Consider the following 11,823-nt stretch of genomic DNA (forward strand, 5'->3'; position numbering starts at 1 on the left):
GGACCGGCTGGTAGGGGCCGGCCCGCGGGGCCCGGCTAGAGGGGCGTCATCAGAGGGGCAGGAGGGCGGACAGGTCCGCGCGCAGTCCCGAGGCCGCAACCTGGCCGGCCGCGACGGCGTCTGCCCAGCTCAAACGCCCGCTGACCATCGCCAGCCAGGTGGCGGCGTCGCACTCAATGACATTCGGCGGGGTGCCGCGCGTATGCCGCGGGCCCTCCACGCACTGCGTGACGCCGAACGGCGGGACGCGCACTTCCACGGAGTTGCCGGGCGCCCGCGCGCTGACTTCCTCCAGGGAGTAGCGCACCGCCGTCGCGATGGTGGTGCGCGGCACGGGGCTGGTTCCGCCGGCGCTGGTTCCCCCGGCGCCGGTTGCTTTGGTTCCCGGCGCAGGCGCGGTGGCGTCCTGCCATGCGGCGAGCGCCGCGCGGCCCTCGTCCACGGCGATTCGACGGCGCGATACAGCCACTTTCCTGCCTCCAGCCCTAGTCCAGCAGAGCCGCGACGGCCCGCCCGAGCCGGATCTTGCCCACCGGGCGTCCCCCGCCCAGGACGGGGTCCACCACCTTGTCTAGGACGCTGGACACCTCAGGGATTTCGACGGCGCCGGAGGCCGCCAGGAGCGTCAGCCCGACCAAGGTGGTGGCCCGGATGTTGCCGTCGAGCATCTTGATGGCAACCGAGACGCCCTGGCGGGTGGCCATGACCAGCACGCCCTCGGCGCCGATCTTGGCCAGGATGCCGAGTTCGTCCATGACGATCGTGTTGGCCTGTCCGCGCCCCTGGACGGCCCACGGGTAGTCCAGCATGGACGTGGCAATCGTGGCAGCCCGCGCGTTCGAATTCTTGTCGCCCGGAGCCTTGGCCAGCTTCGAGTAGGCCCGGGCCAGCCCCGTCAGGGACACGGCAGCAACCGGCGCGCCGCAGCCGTCGATGCCCAGGTGGGCGATGTGTTCGCCGCAGTACTCCTCGATCACGGAGCGGATGCGCTGCTGGAGCGGGTGGTTGGGTTCGAGATAGCTGTTCTTGTCCCAGCCGTTTTCCGTGCACGCCCAAAGGAACGCGGCGTGCTTGCCCGAGCAGTTGAACGCAAGCCTGGACTTGCCGCGCTCAGTCTGGACCAGCCAGTTCCGGGCGGTCTCATCTTGGGGCCAGTCGGCCGGGCACTGCAGCTGGTCTTCCTTGGCCCCGGCCGCCTTGAGCATGCCCTCCACCACATCCATATGGTCCAGGGATCCGACGTGGCTGCCGCATGCGATGGCCACCTGGGCGCCCCGCAGGGGCACTCCGGACTGCATCGATGCCAGGGCCTGCAACGGTTTGAGCGTGGACCGGGCGAGGATGGGGGCGTTAATGTCGCCGAGTTCGACAACCACGGTTCCATCCGCGGCCAGCACAACAGCCGAGCCGATGTGGCGGGACTCCACGAAGCCGCTGCGTTCGATGACTGCCAGTTCGACGGCGGAGTCGACTGTGAAGGTTGCATGCGGGTTCAAAGCCATGCAGCAAGTCTATGGTGCCCGGTGCTGATACCCCGGTTATTCCACGGTTACCATCACTGACTGCCAGCCGGAGGCACCGTCCGGGACCGGATCCGCCCGCTTGTCCGTCTGGACCTCGCCGGTGCCGTCCGTGGCGCGGACCTTGATGTAGTGCGGCCCCGGCGTGGCCTCCCAGTTGAGGGACCACTGCCGCCAGGTGATGAGGGACGCCTCATCGGAGAGCACTGTCTCGGTCCACGGGCCGCTGTCGACCTGCACCTCGACCTTGGTGATCCCGCGGGTCTGGGCCCACGCGGTGCCGCCGATTGCGACCTTTCCGGCGGGGACCTTGGCGAAGGACTTGGGCACCTCCACGCGGGCCATGGTCTTGATCGGGCCGCGTTCGGACCAGCCGCGCTGGGTCCAGTACGCCTTGCTGTCGGCGAACCGGGTTACCTCGAGGTCCACCACCCACTTGGTGGCGGAGACGAAGCCGTAGAGCCCGGGAACCACCATCCGCACCGGGTAGCCGTGTTCGAGCGGGAGGGCCTCGCCGTTCATGCCGATCGCCAGCATGGCGTCGCGGTCGTCCTGGAGGACCTCCAGGGGGGTGGAGGCGCTGAAGCCGTCAATCGAGGTGGAGAGCACCATGTCCGCGCCCTGCTTGGGGCGGGCCAGCTTCAGGGCGTCGCGGATGGGCATGCCCAGCCATTTGGCGTTGCCGGCCAGGTTGCCGCCCACCGGGTTGGACACGCAGGTCAGGGACACATGGGATTCGATGAGCTGGGCGTCGAGCAGATCCTGGAAGGTGAGCCGGACTTCCTGTTCTACAAGGCCGTGGATGCGCAGCTCCCAGTCCTGGGCGTTGATCTCCGGCACACTCAGGGCCGTGTCGATCCGGTAAAAGTCCTTGTTCGGGGTCAGCCACGGCGTGACGCCGGGCGCCTTGGACTGGACACCGGCCGGGACAGCGGCGGCTGCCTTGGCGGGTGCGGGCAGCTTCAGCGATTCGCGGGCCGCAGCCACGTTGCTCCTGGCGGCGCTCAGCAGGCGCCCGCCGGTGGCGGCAATGCCCGAGGCGGCCGCGGTGATGCCGGCGGCGGCAAAGAATGCGCGCCGGGTGGTCGCCGGGCGGTCGGGTTCCTTCGCGGCGAGATCGGCCTCCTGGTCCGGCCATTCCTGCATCCGCCACAGCCTGGTGATCAGGAGCCGCAGCACCACCAGACCTGCCAGGGTGCCGATCAGGGAGGGAATGGCGTCGACCGGTTTGACGCTGGCCCGGGTCACCACGCTGCCGACGATCACGGCGCCCATCAGCACCACACCGGCCACACCCAGGGCCCACTTCCGGTAGGCCACGATGCCGAGCACGCACGCGAGCAGCAGGATCGTGACGGCCATCCCGACGAACAGGGCGGCCTTGTCGTTGGTGCCAAACGTGGCTATCGCAAAGTCCTTCATCCACGGCGGCGTGAAGTCGATGAACGTCGAGCCCAGCGCAATCAGGGGCGTGGCCCGCGCGGTAAAGAACGCCCCGATCAGTTCCGCGACGGACAGGACGACGGCGGCGGCGGCCACTCCGGCCACCGCGGCCAGGGCTGTGGCGCCGCGGGACCGCTTGCTGGGCTTCATGCTGGGCTTGTTCATACAGGCCATTCGTAGCCGCGCGGCCGGCGGATTGTCTGGCGAGTGGACATGCTCATGGGTCCCCGCGGGACATGCCCCGCGCTGGTACCCAAGAATGGACATGCTCATGGGCCTCAGGGGGACATGTCCAGCCTTGGTGCCCGGGGATGGACATGGTGGCATTGTGTCCAGTGGCCGGGCCCAAGAATGGGCATGTCCCACGGTTTCCCCGGCGCCCTGGCCTGCGCCGCCGCGAAGGTTGAGCATGTCCGGCGGCCGACACAGCTTAGGAGCCTGCGGGGTGCACCCCGTACGCTTGGAGACTGTGAAGGTACTTGTCATCGGCCCCGGCGGCCGCGAACACGCCATTGTCCGATCCTTGCTCGCCGACCCCAACGTTTCCGAGGTCCACGCGGCCCCGGGCAACGCCGGGATCAGCGCGCTGGTCCCCACATATGCGATCGACGCGAACGATCCCGACGCCGTCGCCGCGCTGGCCGTCAAGCTCACCGTGGACCTGGTGGTGGTCGGCCCGGAGGCGCCCCTCGCCGCCGGTGTGTCCGACGCCGTCCGCACCGCCGGCATTCCGGTCTTCGGCCCCAGCAAGGCTGCAGCCCAGCTGGAAGCGTCCAAGGCCTTCGCCAAGGAAGTCATGGCCGAGGCCGGCGTCCCCACGGCAATGGCCCGGGTGGCCGGCACCGCCGAGGAAGCTGCTGACGCGCTGGACACGTTCGGCGCCCCCTATGTCGTCAAGGACGACGGGCTCGCCGCCGGCAAGGGCGTCGTCGTCACCAACAACCGGGACGAGGCCCTCGCCCACGCCCAGAGCTGCTTCGACGCCGGCGGCGCCGTCGTGATCGAGGAGTTCCTCGACGGGCCCGAGGTCTCGGTCTTCGTCCTCTGCGACGGCAGCAACACCGTGGCCCTGTCCCCGGCGCAGGACTTCAAGCGCATCTTCGACAACGACGAAGGCCCCAACACCGGCGGCATGGGAGCCTACACGCCCTTGGAATGGGCCCCCGAAGGCCTTGTCCAGGAAGTGATCGACCGCGTCGCCCAGCCCACGGTCAACCAGATGGCCCACCGCGGCACGCCGTTCGTCGGCGTCCTCTTCGTCGGCCTCGCCCTGACCTCACGCGGCACGCGGGTCATCGAATTCAACGTCCGGTTCGGCGATCCCGAAACCCAGGCCGTCCTCGCCCGGCTCAAGACGCCCCTTGGCGGGCTGCTCATGGCCGGCGCCAAGGGCGAACTGGACAAGGTGCAGCCGCTGCGCTGGACCAAGGACACCGCGGTCGCCGTCGTCGTCGCCGCAGAGAACTACCCGGATACCCCGCGCACAGGCGACCGCATCCGGGGCCTGAAGAAGGTCGACGCCCTGGACGGCGTCCACGTGATCCACGCCGGTACCAAGCTCGACGGCGAAGGCAAGGTGGTGTCCGCCGGCGGCCGCGTCCTGGCCGTCGTGGCGCTGGGCACGGACCTCGTGGAGGCCCGGGAACGGGCGTACGACGGCGTCGAGCTCGTCCAGCTGGACGGCAGCCAGTTCCGCACCGACATCGGCGGCAAGGCCGCCCGCGGGCAAATCCGCGTAGCGGCGCCGGGAACCCCGGCCGCGTCGAAAGCGAAGGCGTGAACGTGACAGAATCCGCAGCGCCGATTCCCGGCACCACACCTGAGACCCAGACCGAGACCCAACCCAAGGGCGGACTGGACACCGCGACGCTGGACCTGCCCGGCTGGCAGCACGTCTACTCCGGCAAGGTCCGCGACCTCTACATCCCCGCGGACCCGGCCTTCACCGAACGCTTCGGCCAGGACTGCGTCCTGGTGGTGGCCAGCGACCGCATCAGCGCCTACGACCACGTGCTGGCCAGCGAGATCCCGGACAAGGGCCGCATCCTGACCCAGCTGAGCCTGTGGTGGTTCGAACAGCTCGGCGTCGCGCACCACGTCCTCGCGTCCACGGTCGACGGCGGTGTCCCGGCCGCCGTCGAGGGCCGGGCGATGATCTGCAAGAAACTGGACATGTTCCCGGTCGAATGCATCGCGCGCGGCTACCTCACCGGCTCGGGGCTCCTGGAGTACCGTGCGTCGGGCACCGTGTGCAGCATCCCGCTGCCCGCCGGCCTGGTTGACGGATCGCGGCTGCAGGACGCCATCTTCACGCCGTCGGCGAAGGCCGAAGTGGGCGAGCACGATGAGAACATCACTTACGACGCCGTCGTGGGCCTCGTTGGTGCGGACGTCGCGGCAGAGCTGAGCCGGCTGACCCTGGAGATCTACACCAAGGCCGAGGAAATCGCGCGCGGCCGCGGCATCATCCTGGCCGACACTAAGGTGGAATTCGGCCTCGACGCCGCCACCGGCGCCATCACCCTGGGCGATGAGGTGCTGACCCCGGATTCGTCACGCTTTTGGGATGCGGCCACCTACCAGCCCGGGCGGGCCCAGCCGTCCTACGACAAGCAGTATGTCCGCGACTGGCTGACCTCGCCCGAATCGGGCTGGGACAAGGCCTCCGACACGCCCCCGCCCGCCCTTCCGGCCGACGTCGTGGCGCGCACGCGCAGCCGCTACGTGGAGGCCTACGAGAAGCTCACCGGCCGGACGTTCGCCTAGCCGGGCCTAGCCCGGCCGGGCCGGGGCTACGCTTCCGCGGAAGCGGCCTCGGCCCGCCGCTGGGCCAGCTTGATCTCGAGCACGGCGTCGAGGGCCTGCTGGACCCGGTCCGAGGCGCCCGCCGCGCTGAACTCCTTCTGGGCTTCCTCGAGGTACACCAGCGCCTCCGCGGACTCCCCGGCAGCCTTGAGGGCCTTGCCCAGCAGCAGGGAGACCTCGCCTGCCGTGTGCCGGGCCAGCGCCTCCCGCTCGGCATGGATCTCGCGCAGCTTCTGGACGGCTGCCACGATGTCGCCGGTGAGGTAGAGCCAGCGGGCCCGGATGAAAGCCACTTCCAGCTGGTCCGTCTTGTTGCCGCCGACGATCGAGAGGGCCAGTTCGGCGCGTTCGATCGATGACAGGGTCTCGGGTTCGACGATTCCCGAGGAGAGGCGGACGGCGGCGGAGGCCTTGTTGAACCGGGCCCACAGGTCGATGTCATTGGCCGGGGAGAGCAGCCGACCGGCCCGCTCGTGGTATTTGATTCCCTCGGGGTAGTCGTGGCGCATGAAGGCCACGTTGCCGATCACCCAGGCCACCTCGCCGGCGAGCTGGGACATGGAGTGGTCGTCCATCTGCTCATTCATGGCCTGGCAGTACTCCCAGGCCTCGTCCAGGCGGCCGCTCTCGGCCAGCGCGCCGATGAGGGCGCGGAGGGCGCCGATGATCATGGTGGAGCCCTTGGGCAGTTCCGCGCAGAGCCGGACCGCTTCCTGCGCATGCTCGACGGCGGCGGTCAGCTGGCCCTGCCCCTGCGAGGCTGCCGCGAGCATCTGTTCGGCCCGGACCCCGAGCCCGGCCGACTCCGCGGCCATGGGGTGCTCCAGAAGGTTCTGGACCACGTCCTTGCACTCCTGCCAAAGGCCCTGCTTGATCAGGCACTCGGCCTGCATGTAGGTCATGTTCCACCACGCGCTGGTGTTTTTCGCCTCCAGGGCGATCTTGGCGGCGGCGGCGGCGTGGGTGGCGGCCACGGGGTAGTCCCGAAGGTCCCAGGCCTGCCGGGCATACAGCCCCGCGAGCACGTATTCGGCGTCGCTGACGGACACCGGCTGGCTCCAGGCCTCGAGCGCCTTGGGGGCCAGTTCAAGCCGGCGGGCAAGCTCTTCGATGACATCGGCCGTCGGCTCGCGCCGTCCGGTTTCCAGCAGAGAGATGTAGCTGGGGGAGTACAGGTCACGGCCCAGCTCCGCCTGCGTCAGGCCCCGTTCGAGCCGTTCCGCGCGGAGCTTCTCCCCAAATCCGTTCCCCACGGATACCTCCTAATTCCGGACATTCTTTGTACTAAATGCTTGACAGTCTCTGTGGAAACCATTTTACAATGTGTGTCAACAAGGGTAGTGCTGACTTGGTTAAGGACCCCAACCCATATTGAGGAACTCTATGTTGAAGAAGATTGCAGCCGGCGCCGTGCTGGCGGGCGCACTGGCATTCTCCGCCGCGGCCCCGGCCGTGCTGTCCGCCGCTTCACTGACCGATGTCTCAGACGTTGCCGCCGTCGGCAACTGGCCCGACCCCATGCGAGCGGCCCAGGCGGTGGGCAACTGGCCCGACCCGATGACCCACTCGCTGAACGTCGGCAACTGGCCCGACCCGATGTAACAGCCCCGATTTGGCAGTCCCGATTTAACGGCGCAACCCCGGGAGATTTCTCCCGGGGTTGCGCCGTGTCCGGGCAACGTCCCCGCAGCCGGAGGATCACCGGCGCCGCAAAAGACTATGGCCCTGCAAAACCGCTGCACAACACTAAATAGTGCAGGAAACGCAAAAGAGGACCCTCCGCGTGGAGGGCCCTCTTTTATCTGTGGTCGGGATGACAGGATTTGAACCTGCGACCTCGTCGTCCCGAACGACGCGCGCTACCAAGCTGCGCCACATCCCGATCCGCTGCTTCAAAAGCAACTTCACAAGAGTATCCGATCAAGGCCCCGGATGTGAAATCGGGCCCGGGGGCGGCGGCCTGGGGACGACGGCGGGGACGACGGCGGTGGGGCGACGGCGGGGCGTCGACGCAGCCGCGGCGCCGGCCCGGCCCGGCCCGGCCGGTCTCAGCAGGGGCTGTTCAGACGAGCGAGTCTTTCCAGGCGCCGTGGAGCCGGGCGAACGCGCCGCCGTCGCCGATCAGCTGCGCCGGGGTGCCGTCCTCGACGACGCGCCCGTCGTGCACCACCAGGACCCGGTCGGCCGTCTCCACGGTGGAGAGCCGGTGGGCAATGATCAGCGCTGTCCGCCCGGCGCCGGGCGCGGCGTCAGGGCCGGAGGCCGCATCTGTGGCGTCCTCCCGCGTCCCGGCGTCCCGGGTGCCCTGCAGGAGCCCCGCGAGGCCCTGCTGGACCATGCGCTCCGACGGGATGTCCAGCGAGGACGTTGCCTCGTCCAGGATCAGGACGGCCGGGCGGGCCAGAAAGGCCCGGGCGAAGCTGATCAGCTGGCGCTGGCCGGCGGAGACGCGGCCGCCGCGCTTGTTGACGTCGGTGTCGTAGCCGTCCGGGAGTTCCGTGATGAAGGCGTGCGCCCCCACTGCCCTGGCCGCTTCCTCGATCTCCTCGCGCGTGGCTTCGGGCCTGCCCAGGGCTATGTTGTCCGCCACGGAACCGCTGAACAGGAAGGCCTCCTGGGTGACCATGACAACGTTCCGGCGCAGGTCCTCGGTGGTCAGCTGGCGCAAGTCCACGCCGTCGAGGGTCAGGGACCCGTCGGAGACGTCGTAGAAGCGGGCGATCAGCTTCGCGAGGGTGGACTTGCCGGCGCCGGTCTGCCCGACCAGCGCGACCGTCTGGCCCGCGGGGATGTGCAGGTCCAGCCGCGGGATGACCACCGGGCCGTCGCCGTAGCGGAATTCGACGCCGTTGAAATCGATGCTGCCCCGCGCGTGGGGCAGGGCCACGGGTGTCTTCGGCGGCCGCACGGTGGGAACTTCCTCGAGCAGCCCGGAGACCTTTTCCAGCGCCGCCTGGGCACTTTGGAACGAGTTATAGAACATCGCCATCTGGTCCACCGGCTGGAAGAAGCGCTTGGTGGACAGGATCAGGGCCAGGAGCACACCGACCTCGAGGTCGCCGCTGAGGACCCGGAATCCGCCCGTGAGCAGCACGAGGGCCACGCACACGTTCCCGATCAGGACCAGCCCGGGCTGGAAGATGCCGTTGAGGTTGATGGAGCGGACGGTCGCGCGCCGGTAGTCCTCCGACAGGTCGGCGTAGCGCGCAGCATTCTCGCGTTCCTTCCGGAACGCCTTCACGGCCCGGATGCCGGTCATGGTCTCCACGAAGTGCACGATCAGCCGGGCCGAGACCACCCGGGATTCGCGGAAGGCGATCTGTGAGTGCTTCTGGTACCAGCGGGCCAGGAAATACATCGGCACACCCGCGGCCAGCACCAGCACCCCGCTGCGCCAGTCCAGGGCGAACACCGTCACGGCCGTAAACGCCATGAACAGCATGCCCGAGGCCAGCGAGCTCACGCCGGAATCCAGGAGTTCGCGCAGGGCCTCCAGGTCCGAGGTCTGCCGGGCGATGATGCGGCCGGAAGTGTATTTCTCGTGGAATTCCAGGCTCAGCCGCTGCGTGTGGCGGAAGACCCGGACGCGGAGGTCCAGCAGCATCGCCTGGCTGAGCTGCGCCGTCGAGGTCACGTACAGGGCCGTCAGGCCGGCCGCAACGACAGCCGCGGCAAGGTAGGCGACGCCGGCGAACACCAGGGGAAGGTTGTCGCCGGCGCGCACGGCCGGCAGGGCGTGGTCGATCCCGAAGGCTATCAGCGCCGGCCCGGCCACGCGGGCTGCCTGGGACAGGACGACGGCGCCGATCGTGAGCCAGAAACGGGCCCGGACGGGGCGGATCAGGGAGCCCAGAAGGGTCAGGGAGCGCCGCCGGACGGCCTTGCTCTCGTTCCTGCTGAGGTGGGCGTTGTCCTCGTTGGCGGTGCCGAACGTTGCGCTGCTCATCGGGAAATCTCCTCGGACTGGTCCTCGAGGGCGGACAATTCTGAATCCAGGTCCCGCGGTTCCGCGTCGAGGCTGGCGATCACGTAGCGGTAGTGGCTGTTCTGGGCGAGCAGTTCCGCGTGCGTTCCGACGGCGGCGATCCGGCCGTCCTCGAGCAGGGCCACCCGGTCGGCCAGTGCCACCGTGGAGGGCCGGTGGGCCACGATCAGCGTGGTGGTGTGCGCGAGGACCTGGCGCAGCCTGGCCTCGACGAGTACTTCGGTGTTCACGTCCAGCGCCGAGAGCGGGTCGTCCAGAACCAGCACGGCCGGTTTCGCGGCGATGGCGCGGGCCAGGGCGATGCGCTGGCGCTGGCCGCCGGAGAGGCTGAGGCCCTCCTCGCCGATCAGGGTGTCCACGCCGTGCGGTAGGGAATAGGCGAAGTGGGCCTGGGCGACGTCGAGGGCTTCCTCCAGGGCCGCGTCGCGGCCTTCCGCCGATCCGGCGTCGGGCGCGCCGAGCAGGACGTTGTCCCGGACGGAGCTGGAGAACAGCGTGGTGTCTTCGAACGCCACGGCGACCACCGTGCGCAGCTCCTCGACGCCGAACTCACGCAGGTCCACGCCGTCGATGGTGATGGAGCCGCCGGTGACGTCGTAGAGGCGGGGGACCAGCTGCAGCAGCGCGCTCTTGCCGCCGCCCGTGATGCCCACGAGGGCCATGGTTTCGCCGGGCCGGATGTCCAGCGTGATGTTCTTGAGGATCGGTTTGTCCGGGGCGTCCTCGTATGCGAACGAGGCATTGCGGAAGCTGAGGGCGCCCTTGGGGCTGGCTGGCCGGCGGGGCTGGTCCGGGCTGGTGATCGTGTTCTGCGCGTCCATGACTTCAAAGTGCCGGTCCACCGCGGACTTCGCGGTGAGGGCCATCGCCAGCAGCATGCCGCAGAACTCGACCGGCGCGGCAACCACGGCGGCGGTGGCGAAGAAGGCCACGAGGGACCCGATGGAGAGCTGATCCGTGGAGGCCAGCAGGATGCCGACGACGAGGCCGGCGCCGAGCGCGAGTTCGGGCAGGAGCGTCACCACCAGGCTGAAGGTGGCCAGGTGCTTGGCCTTGGCGATCTCCGTCTGCCGGAGTTCCTCGGCTTGTTCGTTGAAGTTCTCCAGCGCCTCCCGGCTGCGGCCGAAGGCCTTCAGGACGCGGATGCCGTGGACGGATTCCTCGACCGTCGTGGCGAGGTCCCCGGCCTGGTCCTGGCTGCGGCGGGCCACCTTGCTGAACCGGGTGCGGAAGCGGAATCCGTAAATCATGATCGGCACGGCGGCGGCCAGGAAGATCAGGGCCAGCTGCCAGCTCATGGAGAACATCACCGCGACACCGATCACCACGGTGAGCGTGGTGACCACCAGCATGATGGCGCCGAAGGCCATCCAGCGGCGCAGGAAGTTCAGGTCCGTCATGGCCCGGGAGAGCAGCTGCCCGGAGCCCCAGCGGTCATGGAAGGAGACGGTGAGGTCCTGAAGGTGCCCGTAGAGGGAGACCCGCATCCGGGTCTCGACCGTGGTGGCCGGATTGATGACGAACTGCCGGCGCAGGGCCACGAGGCCTGCCTCGGCGATCCCGAGGACCAAGATGAGGACCGAGGCGCCCCAGACGGCTTCCACGCTGCCGCCGGGCTCCAGGGATTCGTTGACCAGCACGCGCAGCACCTGGGGGATGGCCAGCGCCATGACACTGGCCAGCAGTGCGCAGAGCAGGCCCATGACCAGCCGGGGCAGGATTGGCCTGACGTGCGGGTAGAGACGGCTGATGGAGGTGAAAAATGAACTCTGCTTGGCCATGCCTGCTTCTTAAGACGCCCGTGCATAGATAGCACCGTTGAATGTAGTTTCCTGTAGCAACTACCCTAGGCCATCGAGTGACCGGATTCACACGTTGCCCAGCGCTCCCAGCATCTCGCCCAGTCATTACGATCCGCAATGGTGTCCGGGCGGCGGGGGCGCGTGCCCGCGGGGCATGTCCGGTTTTGGCATTGGTCCAAGGGGGACATGTCCAGTCGTGCCGCAACCTCGGTGGACATGTCCGGTCTTGGCGCCAACCCTCGGTGGACATGTCCGGTCTCGGCGCCAA

At 68.8% G+C, this 11,823-nt stretch carries 9 protein-coding genes and 1 tRNA gene; 3 read left to right on the forward strand and 7 right to left on the reverse strand.

Annotation, left to right across the window (positions count from 1 at the left end; genetic code table 11):
- Positions 1-49: 49 nt before the first annotated feature.
- From M2428_RS17445 to M2428_RS17455, 3 genes are read right to left on the reverse strand one after another with little or no spacing between them, the layout of a single operon-like run.
- Positions 50-469 carry a sterol carrier family protein gene (locus M2428_RS17445; RefSeq protein ID WP_277527229.1) on the reverse strand — a complete coding sequence of 140 codons (420 nt, stop codon included), beginning with the start codon at positions 467-469 and terminating at the stop codon, positions 50-52.
- Between the two features lie 16 nt (positions 470-485).
- On the reverse strand, positions 486-1,502 hold the full coding sequence (locus M2428_RS17450) for an asparaginase (protein ID WP_277527230.1): 1,017 nt from the start codon (positions 1,500-1,502) through the stop codon (positions 486-488).
- A 36-nt stretch (positions 1,503-1,538) separates the two neighbouring features.
- The gene (locus M2428_RS17455; RefSeq protein WP_277527231.1) at positions 1,539-3,128 is read right to left on the reverse strand and encodes a molybdopterin-dependent oxidoreductase; all 1,590 of its coding nucleotides are present in this window, start codon (positions 3,126-3,128) and stop codon (positions 1,539-1,541) included.
- Positions 3,129-3,432: 304 nt separating this feature from the next.
- Between M2428_RS17455 and purD the strand changes: the two genes are divergently transcribed.
- Positions 3,433-4,743, forward strand: coding sequence for a phosphoribosylamine--glycine ligase (gene purD / locus M2428_RS17460; RefSeq protein ID WP_277527232.1), 1,311 nt, complete (start codon positions 3,433-3,435; stop codon positions 4,741-4,743).
- A gap of 74 nt (positions 4,744-4,817) precedes the next feature.
- Positions 4,818-5,729 (forward strand): phosphoribosylaminoimidazolesuccinocarboxamide synthase, encoded by a 912-nt coding sequence (locus M2428_RS17465; RefSeq protein WP_277527296.1) that lies wholly within the window; start codon positions 4,818-4,820, stop codon positions 5,727-5,729.
- 26 nt (positions 5,730-5,755) lie between these two features.
- Here the strand turns inward: M2428_RS17465 and M2428_RS17470 are convergent, their stop codons facing one another.
- Entirely contained in the window at positions 5,756-7,021 is a 1,266-nt protein-coding gene (locus M2428_RS17470; RefSeq protein ID WP_277527233.1) for a helix-turn-helix transcriptional regulator, read from the reverse strand.
- Positions 7,022-7,151: 130 nt separating this feature from the next.
- On the opposite strand from M2428_RS17470, the gene M2428_RS17475 reads away from it, so the two are divergent.
- Positions 7,152-7,370: a hypothetical protein gene (locus M2428_RS17475; protein ID WP_229995200.1), complete on the forward strand. Its 219-nt coding sequence runs from the start codon at positions 7,152-7,154 to the stop codon at positions 7,368-7,370.
- 203 nt (positions 7,371-7,573) lie between these two features.
- Here M2428_RS17475 and M2428_RS17480 read toward each other — a convergent pair.
- The 3 genes from M2428_RS17480 to M2428_RS17490 form a co-directional block, all read right to left on the reverse strand.
- Positions 7,574-7,650 (reverse strand) — tRNA-Pro (locus M2428_RS17480).
- A 180-nt stretch (positions 7,651-7,830) separates the two neighbouring features.
- On the reverse strand, positions 7,831-9,714 hold the full coding sequence (locus M2428_RS17485; protein ID WP_277527234.1) for an ABC transporter ATP-binding protein: 1,884 nt from the start codon (positions 9,712-9,714) through the stop codon (positions 7,831-7,833).
- A complete protein-coding gene (locus M2428_RS17490; RefSeq protein WP_277527235.1) occupies positions 9,711-11,534 on the reverse strand; it encodes an ABC transporter ATP-binding protein in 1,824 nt (607 codons plus the stop codon). The genes M2428_RS17485 and M2428_RS17490 overlap by 4 nt, the downstream gene beginning before the upstream one ends.
- Between the last annotated feature and the right edge of the window lie 289 nt (positions 11,535-11,823).

It is taken from the genome of Arthrobacter sp. ES3-54, from assembly GCF_029504395.1.
In the GTDB taxonomy this organism is placed as follows: Bacteria; Actinomycetota; Actinomycetes; order Actinomycetales; family Micrococcaceae; genus Arthrobacter.